Annotated in this window: 12 protein-coding genes and 1 tRNA gene; 7 read left to right on the top strand and 6 right to left on the bottom strand. The window is 31.7% G+C overall.

The features are described 5' to 3' along the window. The first annotated feature begins 10 nt into the window (after positions 1 to 10). The 3 genes from ACFQ5N_RS13580 (at position 11) to ACFQ5N_RS13570 (ending at position 3,368) form a co-directional block, all read left to right on the top strand. Positions 11 to 1,540, top strand: coding sequence for a complex I subunit 4 family protein (locus tag ACFQ5N_RS13580; protein WP_386810254.1), 1,530 nt, complete (start codon positions 11 to 13; stop codon positions 1,538 to 1,540). 93 nt (positions 1,541 to 1,633) lie between these two features. Continuing rightward, positions 1,634 to 3,037: an NADH-quinone oxidoreductase subunit N gene (locus ACFQ5N_RS13575; protein ID WP_386810253.1), complete on the top strand. Its 1,404-nt coding sequence runs from the start codon at positions 1,634 to 1,636 to the stop codon at positions 3,035 to 3,037. 4 nt (positions 3,038 to 3,041) lie between these two features. Then, positions 3,042 to 3,368 carry a hypothetical protein gene (locus ACFQ5N_RS13570; RefSeq protein WP_386810251.1) on the top strand — a complete coding sequence of 109 codons (327 nt, stop codon included), beginning with the start codon at positions 3,042 to 3,044 and terminating at the stop codon, positions 3,366 to 3,368. On the opposite strand, the gene ACFQ5N_RS13565 is transcribed toward ACFQ5N_RS13570, so the two are convergent. From ACFQ5N_RS13565 to ACFQ5N_RS13550, 4 genes are all read right to left on the bottom strand, one after another. After that, positions 3,365 to 3,973 (bottom strand): alpha-ketoglutarate-dependent dioxygenase AlkB family protein, encoded by a 609-nt coding sequence (locus ACFQ5N_RS13565; RefSeq protein WP_386810249.1) that lies wholly within the window; start codon positions 3,971 to 3,973, stop codon positions 3,365 to 3,367. The two genes, ACFQ5N_RS13570 and ACFQ5N_RS13565, sit on opposite strands and share 4 nt — an antisense overlap. A gap of 7 nt (positions 3,974 to 3,980) precedes the next feature. Continuing rightward, positions 3,981 to 4,973, bottom strand: coding sequence for a Gfo/Idh/MocA family protein (locus ACFQ5N_RS13560; protein WP_386810248.1), 993 nt, complete (start codon positions 4,971 to 4,973; stop codon positions 3,981 to 3,983). 95 nt (positions 4,974 to 5,068) lie between these two features. Next, the gene (locus ACFQ5N_RS13555) at positions 5,069 to 6,886 is read right to left on the bottom strand and encodes a cation:proton antiporter (RefSeq protein WP_386810247.1); all 1,818 of its coding nucleotides are present in this window, start codon (positions 6,884 to 6,886) and stop codon (positions 5,069 to 5,071) included. A 36-nt stretch (positions 6,887 to 6,922) separates the two neighbouring features. Further along, a complete protein-coding gene (locus ACFQ5N_RS13550; RefSeq protein WP_386810246.1) occupies positions 6,923 to 7,393 on the bottom strand; it encodes a CYTH domain-containing protein in 471 nt (156 codons plus the stop codon). 87 nt (positions 7,394 to 7,480) lie between these two features. Between ACFQ5N_RS13550 and ACFQ5N_RS13545 the strand changes: the two genes are divergently transcribed. Both ACFQ5N_RS13545 and ACFQ5N_RS13540 read left to right on the top strand, forming a co-directional pair. Then, complete coding sequence (locus ACFQ5N_RS13545; RefSeq protein ID WP_386810245.1) at positions 7,481 to 8,797, top strand: dipeptidase; 1,317 nt, start codon at positions 7,481 to 7,483, stop codon at positions 8,795 to 8,797. Between the two features lie 116 nt (positions 8,798 to 8,913). Continuing rightward, positions 8,914 to 9,945, top strand: coding sequence for a S1C family serine protease (locus ACFQ5N_RS13540; protein ID WP_386810244.1), 1,032 nt, complete (start codon positions 8,914 to 8,916; stop codon positions 9,943 to 9,945). A 75-nt stretch (positions 9,946 to 10,020) separates the two neighbouring features. On the opposite strand, the gene ACFQ5N_RS13535 is transcribed toward ACFQ5N_RS13540, so the two are convergent. Both ACFQ5N_RS13535 and ACFQ5N_RS13530 read right to left on the bottom strand, forming a co-directional pair. Next, positions 10,021 to 10,359 carry a YegP family protein gene (locus ACFQ5N_RS13535; RefSeq protein WP_386810243.1) on the bottom strand — a complete coding sequence of 113 codons (339 nt, stop codon included), beginning with the start codon at positions 10,357 to 10,359 and terminating at the stop codon, positions 10,021 to 10,023. Positions 10,360 to 10,708: 349 nt separating this feature from the next. Beyond that, a tRNA-Asn gene (locus ACFQ5N_RS13530) sits at positions 10,709 to 10,782 on the bottom strand. A gap of 328 nt (positions 10,783 to 11,110) precedes the next feature. Between ACFQ5N_RS13530 and ACFQ5N_RS13525 the strand changes: the two genes are divergently transcribed. Together ACFQ5N_RS13525 and odhB are read left to right on the top strand one after the other, a co-directional pair. Continuing rightward, positions 11,111 to 13,852: a 2-oxoglutarate dehydrogenase E1 component gene (locus tag ACFQ5N_RS13525; protein ID WP_386810242.1), complete on the top strand. Its 2,742-nt coding sequence runs from the start codon at positions 11,111 to 11,113 to the stop codon at positions 13,850 to 13,852. 89 nt (positions 13,853 to 13,941) lie between these two features. Further along, complete coding sequence (odhB, locus tag ACFQ5N_RS13520) at positions 13,942 to 15,144, top strand: 2-oxoglutarate dehydrogenase complex dihydrolipoyllysine-residue succinyltransferase (RefSeq protein ID WP_386810241.1); 1,203 nt, start codon at positions 13,942 to 13,944, stop codon at positions 15,142 to 15,144. Positions 15,145 to 15,446: the final 302 nt, after the last annotated feature.

Here is a 15,446-nt window from a genome sequence, read left to right as displayed (position 1 = left end):
AAAGTTCAGAATGACGTTTTTTGTAATTTCAAAAGTATTTAGAATAAAAAATATGGATATTTTATCACTTTTTGTCACTGTACCTGTGTTAACAATAGTAGCCTTGGTTTTTACCAAAGGTTTAAAGCAGGCGCGCATAGTTTCAATGGTAGGAAGCTTCATTCAACTTGGAATGGCAATCAATTTGGTTTTTGCGTATTTCAAAGAAAGAGCAATAAACGATAGTATTATGGTGTTTGCCAAAGATGTTGTTTGGTTTAAACATTTCAACATACATTACGCCATTGGTGTAGATGGTATTTCGGTTGCGTTATTGCTATTATCTGCAATTGTTGTGTTAGCGGGCGTTTTTATTTCTTGGAAAATGGAAAATTTACCAAAAGAATTTTTTATTTCTCTATTGGTTTTGGCAACAGGAGTTTATGGGTTCTTTATTTCAATAGACTTGTTCACCATGTTTGTGTTTTATGAAATTGCGGTAATACCTATGTATTTATTAATTGGTATTTGGGGAACTGGTCCAAAGGAGTATTCAGCAATGAAGCTAACATTGATGTTAATGGGAGCTTCAGCAGTTTTATTGGTTGGTATTCTAGGAATATATTTCAATTCCAATGCAACTGGCGGCGCTTTAACCTTTAATATTTTAGAAATTGCTCAAGTAAATATTCCATTTGAAGCACAAAAATTATTTTTCCCTTTAACATTTATTGGCTTTGGAGTTTTAGGTGCGTTATTTCCTTTTCATTCGTGGTCGCCAGATGGTCATGCATCTGCACCAACAGCAGTTTCAATGTTACACGCAGGTGTTTTAATGAAACTTGGAGGATACGGTGTGTTTAGAGTTGCTATGTTTTTATTGCCCGAAGGAGCAATGCATTGGGATTGGTTTTTTATTATTCTTTCAGCAACCGGAGTAATTTATGGTGCTTTTGGAGCCATAAAACAAACAGATTTAAAATATATAAATGCCTATTCTTCAGTAAGTCACTTAGGAATGGTGTTATTTGCGTTATTAATGTTGAATAAAACAGCTTGGAACGGAGCCATTTTACAATCGCTTTCGCACGGATTTATGACCGCATTATTTTTCGCTTTAATTGGAATGATTTACGGTAGAACACACACTAGAGATATTACCAAATTAGGCGGTTTGTTAAAAGTGATTCCGTTTATTTCAGTTGTTTATGTAATTGCTGGTTTGGCTTCATTAGGTTTACCTGGATTTAGTGGTTTTGTTGCTGAAATGAACATATTTGTTGGAGCATTTCAAAATGAAGGACTGTTTTACAGAGTTGCAACCATTATTTCAGTATCTGCAATTGTGGTAACAGCTGTTTATATTTTACGTGTGGTTGGAATTATGTTAATGGGACCTGTAAAAAATCAAGAGTTTTTAAACTTGCCAAAAGTTACTTGGTATGAAAGAACAGGGATTTTATTATTACTAATTCCAATTGTAGCAATAGGTGTTGCTCCACTTTGGTTAAGTGATATGATTTTAGCAAGTTTAGAACCGTTTATTCAAAGAGTATTGTAGAGAAAGAAGTTTAATGGTCACTGTGGGAAGTAGAAGTGATTTTTATCAAAATAGAAACAAATTAAAATAATGAATTTTAGTAATTTTTTATTAATGAGATACGAAATTTTACTGCTTGTAATAACATTGTTATTGTTAGTAGGTGAAATTTTTATTCATAAAAACAAAAAGGAAAGTTTGGTGCATTTAGCTATATTTTTGTTTGCAATTCATACAGCAGTTGGATTTTTAAAACTAGAAGAAAGCAGTTTGTTTGGGGGTTCTTTTCAATCGAACAATTTAATTCATTTTTTTAAAAATATTTTAAATGTAGGTGTGTTAATAATTTTGTTGCAATCTGCAGATTGGATACAAGAAAAAATTGTTTCACAAAATAGAGGAACAGAATTTTTCATTTTGTTATTCTCGTCATTAATAGGAATGTATTTTATGATTTCTTCTGGAGATTTTTTAATTTTTTACATAGGTTTAGAATTATCAACACTTCCAGTAGCAGCTTTAGCCGCTTTTGAGGTATCTAAAAGAATTTCTAGTGAAGCAGGTATAAAACTAATACTCTCGGCAGCATTGGCTTCAGGAGTTTCATTGTTTGGTATTTCATTAGTTTATGCAACATCTGGATCAATCTTTTTTAATGAAATTATTACCGTAATTACTGCCAATAGCTTAACTGTTTTAGGGTTTGTTTTATTTTTCGCCGGTTTGGCATTTAAAATATCTTTAGTGCCATTTCACTTTTGGACTGCAGATGTGTATGAAGGAGCACCTATTGGAGTTACTTCTTATTTGTCGGTTATTTCAAAAGGTGCAGCTGTTTTTATTTTAATGATTTTAATGTTTAGTGTTTTTAAACCTTTAATGCATGTTTGGGAACATATGATTTATGTGGTGGCTTTGGCAACAATGTTTATAGGTAATTTATTTGCGCTTCGACAAAAAAATATGAAACGGTTTTTAGCTTTTTCATCTATTGCGCAGGCAGGTTTTATTTTATTAGGGTTAATTACTGGCACCCAATTAGGTATTGCTACTATTGTTTATTTTGTGCTGATTTATATATTTTCTAACCTTGCTGCTTTTGGAGTTGTACAAGCAATTTCATTAAAAACAGGAAAAGAAAATATGGACGATTATAATGGCTTGTATCAAACAAATCCAAATTTGAGTTTGGTTATGTTGCTAGCTTTATTTTCGTTAGCTGGTATTCCGCCGGTTGCTGGTTTTTTTGGTAAGTTTTTCTTATTTACCGCAGCTGCAAGTAAAGGTTATTATTTATTAGTGTTTTTAGCGGTTGTAAACGTAACCATTTCATTGTATTATTATTTATTGGTTATTAGAGCAATGTTTATTAGAAAGAACGAAAATCCAATTCCATTTTTTAAGAATAAACTTTATATGCGATTAGGATTACTAATTACAGTTGTTGGAATTTTGGTGTTAGGATTATACAGTCCGTTGTACGATTATATTTATGAATTAAGTAGTGTTTTAAATTAAAATTATGGCATTAGCAGGAAAACATACCTTTGGAAGTATTGGAGATACCAGAGTTACTTTTGTTGAAAAAAAGATTGATGAAAGCCGTAAAGATTTTCTTCAAAAATTATTAGAGCACAATGGTTTTGAAGTAATTATTCAAGAAGAAAAACGTAAAACGGAAGAAGAACCACAATTATACACAGTTGCTGTTACTGATATGGTTTTTAACCCAACTATTTGGGTGTTTGAACGCAAGCTAAAAACATTAGATGGTAGAAAAGTAACACAAGATTATTGGAATCAAAAAACTGATGATACCAATCCGCATTACTGGAATTACGCAAATTAAGATAAAGGTTTAAAATTTCTAAACGTTAAGTTTATTCTTGGCTTTAGTACCTTTTTACTTTTTGGAACACCGTGTAACCAATGTTTTTGTGTGGTACCTTTCATAACCAATAAATCACCTGTTTCTAAAAATAAATCAATTTTTTGCTTGGTTTTTATATGTTTTAAAGAAAATTTTCTGGTTGAACCAAAACTTAAGGAAGCTATTGCAGGAGTTTCGCCTAACTCTTTTTCATCATCAGTATGCCAACCTAATCCTTCTTCACCATTGTGGTATAAATTTAACAAGCAAGAGTTGAATTTTTCACCTGTTTTTTCTTCAATTAAATTTTTAAGAACTAATAATTGTGGTGTCCAATTCAATGCAACTTTTTTGGATCCAGAGTACTTGTATTCAAAATTATGATCACCAAACCAGGCAATTTTTCTTGAGGTAATAATGTGTTTTCCAAAAACTATGAGTTCGTCGTTTTTCCAAAAATCAGCTTTCAAAAAATGGTTAAAATAGTGGTTGCAATCTTTTTTGTTTAGTAATGAACCGTAATGAATTACTTCACCATCAAAAGGTAATTTATTTTGAAGGCTATTTGTATTGAATAAATCCATTGAAATATTAAATAGTTCCTAATATTTTGTCCATTACCCAACTTGTGTGCAAAGCCGATTTTCCTAATGAAGGATGTATACTTTTACCAAAAAGATGATCTCTCATGTTTTCTACATGAAAAAATTGAACGTGTTTTGGGTGTTCAATAATAAGGCTTTCATTTTCAAACTCATTTTTTAAAATAATTGGATTTTTATCAAAAACAGAAAAACAAATTTTGCCTTTACTTCCAAAAATTTCTACTGTATCTTCTCTTGTATTACATCCAAAATTCCAACTTCCAGCACCAGTAATACCATTTTCATGTACCCAACAAGCGGTAATTGCATCTTTTGCAGAGTACAGTTTTTGTTGATTTAAACTAATGCCTTTGGCTTCTTTAATGTTACCTAACAAATATGTAAATAAATCTATACCGTGACTTGCCAAGTCATCAAAATAACCTGCAGGAGCAATAGTAGCGTCTGTGCGCCAGTTGTACTTTTTAGAAATATCTTGTTCGCTTGCATTTTTACTTAAATGCCAATTTATGTGACGTACTGTTCCAATTTTATTTGCTGTTAGCCATTTTTTTATGCGTGTAAATCTTGGAAGAGATCTTCTGTAATAAGCAACAAATAAAGGAATATTTAATTTTTTAAAGGTGTTGTAAATTGTTAAACTATCGTTGTAATTTGGAGTTAGTGGTTTTTCAATACAACAAGGTTTTTTGGCTTCTGCTACCTTTAAAGCATAATATTTATGTGTGTCTGGTGGTGTTGCAATATAAATAGCATCTACTTCATTGTCATGAATTAGTTCATCTGCATTTGAGTAGTATTTTTGAATTTGATGTCTTTGTGCAAAATTCTTGGCTTTTTCCAAATCTCTTCGCATTACAGCCACAAGATTAAAGCCTTTAACAAGGTAATATGGCGGGCCGCTTTTAACTTCAGTTACATTTCCGCAACCAATAATTCCCCATCTTATTAATGTTGGTGTGTGTTTTTTAGTACTCATTTTTTGGCTTCTTTAAAAGGAATTTTAAAATTTAAAGATACTAAGAACAACCTTCAGTTTTAGAAATAATTTATGTTGAGAGAAAATAAAGTTTCTTAAATAATTGTTTTACCAACATAACTTAATGTATTCCCTTTTTCAATTTTAAAGTTTTCATCAAGTGAAGATATAATATGAATAACACCTTTGTTGTCTTTTAAAAACATTGGAGAAGATTGGTGTTCTCCATTAATTTCATCCATTAATTTTAAATAGTGCTCTTTAGAATCTACTTGAACTTCATTTACCAGTGGGAAATCACGTACTATTTCACCTAAATTTAAAAAGTCATCTTTATGTGTAAATAGTTGTTTTTTGTTTTTCACTTCGCCTGACAATAATTCTTCAGTAGTAATAATTCTAAAAGCGCCATTTTCACCAAAGTCTGGCGCAAATTTTTCAATAGCATATTCATTTACGGCGCCACCACCGGTTAAGGCAAGTAAATAACCAATATCGTTAAATTCAACATTTCTTAAGAGTTCGTCAGCATAAATATCAGCCTGAAATACTTCTAAACCTAAAGCTTTAGCTTTTTCAATATGTTTAACATTATTGTCAATTAAAACAACTCTTCTTCCATTTTTTTGTAAGTAGCTTGCAATTAATCTTGAGAAATTTGAGGCCCCAATAATCATAATTCCATCAGAATTTTTTAAGAAAACACCTACTAATTTTGAGAAAAATCGTGCGGTTGTAGCGTTTAATAGTACCGTTCCAAGTACAATCATAAAAACTAATGGAGTAATATATTCGGCACCTGGCTCGCCTTGCATTTCTAATTTTAAACCAAATAGCGAAGCGATTCCTGCAGCAACAATTCCTCTAGGTCCAACCCAGCTTATAAATATTTTTTCGTTGAATTTTAAACTAGAGCCTGAGGTGCTTAAAAATACGCCAATGGGTCTTAAAATAAAAACTACAATGGCAAATAGTTCAAGAGTTTCCCATCTGTAAAGTAGCATAATATCGTCTATGCTAATATTGGCAGCTAGTAAAATAAATAATATTGAAATTAATAAAATGCTTAAAGACTCTTTAAAATATAGAATTTCTTTAAGTTCTGCTACTTTCATATTTCCTAATACCATTCCCATAATTACTACCGCTAGTAAACCAGATTCGTGGGCAAATAAATCAGACAAAACAAATACAAAAAGAACACTTGCTAAGGTAATAACGTTTAATAAGTAATGTGGAATTAGTTTTAGTTTTAATGAGTAATAAAGTCCGTAAGCAGCTGTAAAACCTAAGGAAATACCAATAATTACAATTTTGGCAAATTCAACTAAAGCTTCTTTTGTATAATTATATCCGTGACCAATACTAATAAATTCAAAAACCAAAACCGCTACTAATGCACCAATTGGGTCAATTAAAATCCCTTCCCATTTTAATACTGCCGATACATCTTTTTTTAAGGGAATGTTTCGTAAAATAGGACCTATTACTGTTGGTCCTGTAACAATTATTAATGCTGAAAATAGGAATGAAATATCCCAGCTTAAGTGAAAGATAAAATGTGCAGCAATACCTGCTCCAAAAAAAGTAACAACTGAACCTAGAGTTATTAGTTTACCAATTACAGGTCCAACATTTAAAACTTCGTCTCTTTTAAGGGTTAGTCCGCCTTCAAAAAGAATAATACTAATAGCTAAAGAAACAAAGTTAAATAAGCGTTCACCAGGAAATAAACCTTCCGTTCCGTTCCATACAGGTTGAATCCATTGTTTGCCATCTGCAGTTATAAAAGTAGAAATAGGACCAACTAATAAACCAATTAAAATTAATGGCAAAATTGCTGGAATTTTAAACTTCCAAGCAGCCCAATAAGCAATAACTCCTAAAATTATAATGGCAGCAAATTCTAACATTTATTTAAATTTTGTTGGTAGCAATATACTTAATATTTACCATTTGCTGTATGGTTTTTTTGATAATGCTGAATTGTAATACTTGCTTTGGCCTGTAACTTCATCTCCTAACCAATTAGGTTTTTCAAAAAAAGTATTTTCTTTTGGTAATTCTATTTCGGCAATTAGTAAACCTTTGTTATCGCCTAAAAACTCATCAACTTCAAAAAACAGGTTGTTATTTGTTGGAATTATGTATCTATTTTTTTCAATAATGGTAGGTTCACAAATGGCTAATAATTGTATGGCTTCTTCTTTTGAAATTTCTTTTTCCCATTCAAACCTTGTGGTTCCAGATGCATTTCCAATTCCTTTAACAGTAATAAATCCCGTTTCATCTTTTAATCGTACACGAACAGTTCTTTCAGGAACTGTAGATAAAAATCCTTGTGAAATATGAAAATGCTGTGTAGCCTTACTTTTAAAATCTACTTTCACTAAAAATTTACGTTCTATTTCTTGTCCCATTTTGTGCTATGTTTATTGAGTTGTAAACTTACTACAATACTTTCATAAAGTTTTGTACATTTAAAATTCTAATAAAAAATTCATAGTATGAAAAAAATCAACCTTATTTTTTTAGTTTTAGTGGTTACTTTATCGTGTAAAACTGAAACAGCTAGCAAGAAATCAACTGAGTTATCTGAAGCTGAAATTATTGAAAAAGCATTGGCAATTCATAAAAGAGTATTAACTGTAGATACGCATAATGATATTAATGTTAAAAACTTTACAGATTCTTTAAATTACACGCAAGAACTTGATAATCAGGTGAATTTACCTAAAATGAAAAAAGGTGGTTTGGATGTTTCGTGGTTTGTAGTATACACAGGACAAGGAGAACTTACCAACGAAGGTTTTGATGAAGCTTACCTTGATGCGATTAGCTCTTTTAAAGCTATTCATAAGTTAACTGAAGAGATTGCACCTAATGAAATTGAATTGGCAACAACACCGGCAGAAGCTATTGAAATTAATTCCAAAGGAAAAAAAGTAGCTATGATTGGAGTTGAAAACGGGTATCCAATAGGAAAAGAAGTTAGTAGAGTAAAAGAATTTTACGATTTAGGAGCAAGATATATGTCGTTATCTCATAACGGGCACAGTCAGTTGTGCGATTCAAACACTGGCGAGAAAGAAAATGAATGGTTGCATAATGGCGTTAGTGAATTGGGAAAAGAAGTGATTGTTGAAATGAATAAATGGGGAATGATGATTGATGTTTCTCACCCTTCAAAAGAGGCAATACGTGATATGATTGAATTGTCTAAAGCGCCAATCATAGCATCGCATTCATCAGCAAGAGCTTTGTGTAACCACAGTAGAAATTTAGATGATGAGCAATTAATGTGGATGAAGCAAAATGGAGGTGTTGTTCAAACAGTAGCATTTAGTTCATATGTAAATACTGAAAAAAGCACCAAATTTACTGAAGCTTCAAAAAGTGTGTTAGAAGAAGTAGCAAGCGAACTAGGAGTTGAGTTAATAACTTGGAAAGATTATGGATTGTTGTCTAAAGAAGCCAAAGAAGCTTATTTAAATAAGTATATGGAAGTTGTAAAATTAGCAAAACCTAAAATGGCTGAAATTGAAAAAATTGCCGAACGTGTAAATGTGGCAGATTTTGTAAATCATATAGATTATTTAGTTGAGAAAATTGGAATTGATCACGTAGGAATAAGCTCTGATTTTGATGGAGGTGGAGGTGTTAAAGGTTGGGATGATGCTTCAGAAACTATGAATGTAACAATTGAACTTGTGAAACGTGGATATACTGAAGATGAGATAGAAAAATTATGGGGCGGAAATTTATTTAGAGTTTTAGATGAAGTTCAAGAAATTGCGCTTAAAATTCAAAATGAAGAACTGTAAATTTACGAGGTTAAAAGAAATTTTTTAATAGCAAATATTAATTGTTAATTTGAATTTCTAAAGAAGTTGAGTTTTTTCAATTCTATAAAAGGTGTAATGCCCTAATATTTTAAATTATGATAAAAAAAATAGTAAGCCTTTGTCTTATTTTAGTGGTGTCAATAGCGTCATTTGCTCAAAATTTACCAAGTCTTTATAAAAAAGTAAATTCTTCAATTGTTGTTATAAAAACAGTGAATAATGTAAGTGCTGGAAAAGGAGATAAGCAAAAAGTTTCTACAGAAGGTGGTTTGGGATCTGGAGTTTTAATTTCAGATGACGGATTGATTTGGACAGCTTCACACGTAGTGCATTCAGCAGATAAAGTAGCAGTTAAATTCACCGATGGTGATATTTATGAGGCTGAAGTGTTAAGCTCTAATCCGTTAGCAGATGTTGCTTTAATAAAAGTTCTAGGAGATTTTCAGCTAAATAAAAAGCATATTGCTGTTATTGGAAACTCAGATGAAATGTCTATTGGTGAAGATATTTTTGTTATTGGCGCACCGTTAGGTGTTGAACAAACTTTAACAAAAGGAATTATTAGTGGAAGAATTTCGCCAGAAAAAATTGGGAACGATTTTGCTCAAGTTGAATATTTACAAACTGATGCAGCAATTAATCAGGGAAATTCTGGAGGTCCAATGTTTAATATGAAAGGTGAAGTAATAGGGATTGCAAGTTTTATTTTATCGCAATCTGGTAGTTCTGCAGGTTTAGGTTTTGGAACAACTTCAAACATAGCCAAAAAAGTATTGATGGATCAGCCAAATTTATGGACTGGTATGGAATTTTTAATTTTAAGTGATGAATTGGCAGAAGTGTTTAATTTACCTCAAGAAGCTGGTTTGTTGGTGCTATCTGTTACCTCTAAAGGATTAGGAAGTAAAATGGGCTTAAGAGGTGGTTATATGAAAGCTGTTATTGAAGGGCAAGAAATGTTAATTGGAGGAGATGTTATTTTAGAAGTTGCAGGTATTCAATTAAATTCTTCAGAAGGAATGAAAATGTTACGCAATAAAATGTCAACTTTTAAAAAAGGAGAAACCTATTTAGTAAAGTATTTACGCGCAGGAGAAGTTAGAATGAAAGCAATGTTACACAAATAAAATTATTTAAATAAACGCAAAAAAAAGAGCTACATTAAATTGTAGCTCTTTTTTTTAACTCAAATAAATTAACTATTAAGCTGTTTCAAAAAGTTCCAAAACAACAGCTTTTGATGCATTTTTTCTAACGGAAGCAATACCGTTTTCCATTCCTTTTTTTGAAGTGTACATTTGACTCGCTCCTATTGTTTGACCGTTAGTAGCTTTTAAGTTGAAATAAAATTTACCATTCTTAGCTTCTAAACGCTCAAACTTACTATCGTCTGCAGAATTTTTTCTTACAGATTCTATTCCATTCGTACAGCTTGATTTTGCTTTATATCCTTCACTTGCTAAAATCGGTTGTCCGTTATTTGCTTTTAATCTAAATCTAAATTCTCCTCCTTTATCTGTGTAAATTTCAAATTTTGCCATAATTATTTTAATTATTTTTTTAATCTTCAATTATATGACACGTGGTTTTTAATTTGGTCACAAAAATAATGTAGAAATTATTGAAGTGTTTTTTGAGTACTTATTTTTAAAAATAAAACCACCCCCAAGAATGGAGGTGGTAAAATTGCTATGAAAAAGATTGCAGGAAAAAAATAACCTGCTTTTAAAGATAGTAAATTTTTTTATGAGAAATAAATGTTTGTTGTAGTTTTTTTAAAATTAACTTATTGTTTAGTAGTTTGTTAAGTTGGTGAGGGGAATTGTTTCTTTTAAAATTAGAAACTGTATAAAAACAAAAAAGAGTTACATTTCTGTAACTCTTAATTTGCTCCTCCTCTTGGGCTCGAACCAAGGACCCTCTGATTAACAGTCAGATGCTCTAACCAACTGAGCTAAGGAGGAATTTTCGCTTTTGCGAGTGCAAATATACAAGCTTTTCTTCTTTTTGCAAGTTTTTTTTAAAGAAAATATTACTTTTTTAATTGTTTTTTTATTGGCTTGTTGGTAACTAACTGTAAATTAAATTGTAATGTGTTTTAAAGAGGAGCAGGTTTTTTTTACATGTTTGTCATTTTTTGATAAATAAAAGAGGCTAAACTGATACTTTTTCACCGTACCGAGTCTAAATTTATTGAATAGATAATAATTTTAAAAAAAATACAATTAAAATGGTGGTTTTGGTAAAAATTGTATTTTTGTGAGGTAACTAAACATTGACTACGAACAAAATATGGATAAATTTTCATTTTTAAATGCTGCTCATAGTGGTTTTATAGCCGATTTATATGATCAATATTTAATAAATCCCGATGCCGTTGAACCAAGTTGGAGAAGCTTTTTTCAGGGATACGATTTTGCAAACGAAAAATATTCTCTCACCGATGAGGAAGAGGAAACCGCTACAATTCAGGTTCCTGAAAGCGTAACAAAAGAATTTAAAGTAATTGACCTTATTAACGGGTATAGAACTAGGGGACACTTGTTTACCAAAACAAATCCGGTTCGTACGCGCCGTCAGTATTCACCTACTTTAGATATCGAAAATTTCGGACTTTCCGAAAACGATTTAGATACGGTTTTTGATGCGGGAGGATTAATTGGGTGTGGTAAAAATACCCTTAAAGTAATTATTGAGCACCTTAAAACCGTTTATTGCGATTCTATTGGTGTTGAATATATGTATATTAGAAACCCTAAAGAAATTAAATGGTTTCAAAAACAATTGAATAGAAATTCCAATCATCCAAATTATTCAGTTGATTCAAAAAAATACATTCTTAAAAAATTAAATCAAGCAGTAACTTTTGAAAGCTTTTTGCAAACAAAGTATGTTGGGCAAAAAAGGTTTTCATTAGAAGGTGGTGAAACCTTAATTCCGGCTATTAGTTCGGTAGTAAGAAACGCTGCAGAGCTATATGATGTTGATGAATTTGTATTGGGAATGGCGCATAGAGGTCGTTTAAATACACTTACAAATATTTTTAGAAAACCAATTCGTGATGTTTTTAGCGAGTTTGAAGGTAAAGATTTTGAAGATTTAGCTATTGATGGTGATGTAAAATACCATTTAGGTTTAACAACTTCAAAAACCTTAAAAAACAATAAAGAGTTAAAAATGAATTTGGTGCCTAACCCTTCGCATTTAGAAACGGTAGGGCCAATTGTTGAAGGTATTGCTCGTGCAAAAATAGATAGCGATTACAACGGAGATGATTCTAAATTATTACCAATTATTGTGCACGGTGATGCTGCAATAGCAGGACAAGGTGTAGTGTATGAGGTTACTCAAATGAGTATGCTTAAAGGATATTCAACCGGAGGAACCATTCATATAGTTGTGAATAACCAAATTGGTTTTACTACCAATTATTTAGATGCTCGTTCAAGTACTTATTGTACAGATGTTGCTAAAGTAACACTTTCACCTGTATTACACGTAAATGCTGATGATGTTGAAGCTGTGGTTCATGCCATAGAAATGGCACTAGATTTTAGAATGACGTTTAAACGTGATATTTTTATTGATTTATGTGGTTATAGAAAATATGGGCATAATGAAGGTGATGAACCACGTTTTACACAACCAAAATTATACAAAGCAATAGCAAAGCATTCTAATCCGCGTGATATTTATGCTCAAAAGTTAATTGCTGAAGGAAGTATTGATTCAAATTATTTAAATGAAATTATTGTTGAATTTAAAGATTTGTTAGAAGAAGAATATCAATACTCTAAAGAAGTTCAAACATCAAAGGTTCGTGAATTCATGCAAGATACTTGGCAAGAATTTACTCGCCGTAAAGTAGATGCAATGCTAGTTTCAGAAGAAACAGGATATTCAAAAGATAAATTAAAAGGAATTGCACAAGTTGTATCTACAGTTCCTGATGGTGTTAAGTTTTTACGAAAAGCTGAGCGTATTTTAAACGATCGAAGAAAGATGGTTTTTGATACCGATAAAATTGACTGGGGAATGGCTGAAACATTGGCCTACGGAAGTTTATTAGAAGATGGTTTTGATGTGCGCATTTCAGGACAAGATGTAGAGCGAGGAACTTTTAGTCATAGACACGCTATTTTAAGAGATGAGATTTCTGAAGATAGAATTAATCTTTTAAATACATTGCCAAACAGAAAAGGTGAAATGTCTATTTACAATTCACTTTTATCAGAATATGGTGTTTTAGGATTTGATTATGGTTACGCAATGGCGCACCCAAATGCATTAACTATTTGGGAGGCTCAATTTGGTGATTTTAGTAACGGAGCTCAAATTGTTTTCGACCAATATTTATCTGCTGCAGAATCTAAATGGAAATTACAAAACGGAATTGTTATTTTACTACCACACGGTTATGAAGGACAAGGTTCTGAACATTCTTCAGCAAGAATGGAACGCTACTTACAATTGTGTGCTAATGATAATATGATTGTTGCAGATTGTACTACACCAGCTAACTTTTTTCACATATTACGAAGACAAATGTTGCGTGATTATAGAAAACCGCTAATTGTATTTACACCTAAAAGTTTATTACGTCATCCATTGGCTGTTTCTTCATTAGATGAATTTGAAAATGGGAAATTTGAAGAAGTGATTGATGATACCATAAATCCTAAAAATGTTAAGAAATTGGTATTTTGTACAGGTAAATTCTATTACGATTTATTAGCGGAACGTACCAAATTAGAAAGAGATGATATTGCATTGGTGAGAATTGAGCAATTATTTCCATTACATTTAGAAAAATTACAAGAGGTGATAAACAGGTATCCAGCTATTGAAAAATATGTTTGGGCACAAGAAGAGCCTCAAAATATGGGTGCTTGGAGCTATATGTTGCAACGCTTTAGATTGGTACACTTAGAAGTGGCATCACAACCATTTCATGCAGTTCCAGCCGCTGGTTCTTCTGCCAGATTTAAAGTAAGACACCAACGAATTATTGATGACGTATTTGAAACTAACTAACTAATAAAATGTTTTTCTGTTTGAAGAAATAACAAGAAAAAAATTGTACATTTCATACAGAATTTCAAATTTAAAATAAAATTAAAAAGATGATTTTAGAAATGAAAGTTCCCTCTCCGGGAGAATCTATCACAGAAGTAGAAATTGCAGCGTGGCTAGTTGAAGATGGTGATTATGTTGAAAAAGATCAACCAATTGCCGAAGTTGATTCAGACAAAGCAACACTTGAATTACCAGCTGAAGAGAGCGGAATTATTACCTTAAAAGCTGAGGAAGGCGATGCTGTTGAAGTAGGATCAGTAGTGTGTTTAATTGATATGGACGCTAAAAAACCAGAAGGAACTGTTGAAAAACCTGCTGTAGTTGTTGATGCGCCTAAGGTAGAGGAAAAGCCTGCTGCTGCTAAAACTACATACGCAAGTGGAGCCGCTTCACCTGCAGCTAAAAAGATTTTAGATGAAAAAAATATTGCTCCTTCAACTGTAAAAGGTACAGGACGCGACGGTAGAATTACAAAAGATGATGCCGTAAATGCTACACCAAGTATGGGAACTCCAACAGGTGGTTCTCGTAGTTCTGAAAAAACTAAATTATCTATGCTTCGTAGAAAAGTAGCGCAGCGTTTAGTTTCAGTTAAAAATGAAACAGCTATGTTAACTACATTTAATGAAGTTGATATGCAGCCAATTTTTGATTTAAGAAAAGAATTTAAAGAGGAATTTAAAGCCAAACATGGAGTTGGGTTAGGATTTATGAGTTTCTTTACTTTGGCGGTTGTACGTGCGTTAAAATTGTTTCCTGATGTGAATTCAATGATGGATGGAGATTATAAAATTTCACACGATTTTCAAGATATTTCAATTGCAGTTTCGGGTCCTAAAGGATTAATGGTTCCTGTAATAAGAAATGCTGAAAATTTGTCTTTTAGAGGTGTTGAAAGTGAAGTGAAACGTTTGGCTATAAGAGCGCGTGACGGACAAATTACTGTTGATGAAATGACAGGTGGTACATTTACAATTACCAATGGAGGTGTATTTGGATCTATGTTATCTACACCAATTATTAACCCTCCACAAAGTGGAATTTTAGGAATGCATAATATTGTTGAAAGACCTATGGCGGTAAATGGTGAAGTGGTGATTAGACCTATTATGTATGTTGCTTTATCTTATGATCATCGTATTATTGATGGACGTGAATCTGTTGGTTTTTTAGTTGCTGTTAAAGAAGCTTTAGAAAATCCAACTGAATTTTTAATGGACAATAACCCTAAAAAAGCATTGGAATTGTAGTAGTTTCAAAAGAATATTTTAAGCCGAGCAACCTTGTTGTTCGGCTTTTTTTATGATAAATGTCAGTGTTATTTAAAATTATTCTAAATAAGCTTGCATGTTATTTAGAATCATTCTAAGTTTGCCGTCATAAAACAAACAACTATCAATGAAATTCTTTAGAAACAACTTTGTTGTAAAATTTTTAAGCTTAATAAGCTTAAGTATTTTTCTATTGAATATAGTTAACAAAAGTTTATACACTCATTCTCATAAGCTTGCAACCGGTGAAATTGTTACACACTCTCATCCTTTTGATCAGC

The organism is Lutibacter holmesii (assembly GCF_042679665.1).
GTDB lineage: Bacteria > Bacteroidota > Bacteroidia > Flavobacteriales > Flavobacteriaceae > Lutibacter > Lutibacter holmesii.
This window is presented reverse-complemented; position numbering and strand designations above follow the sequence as displayed.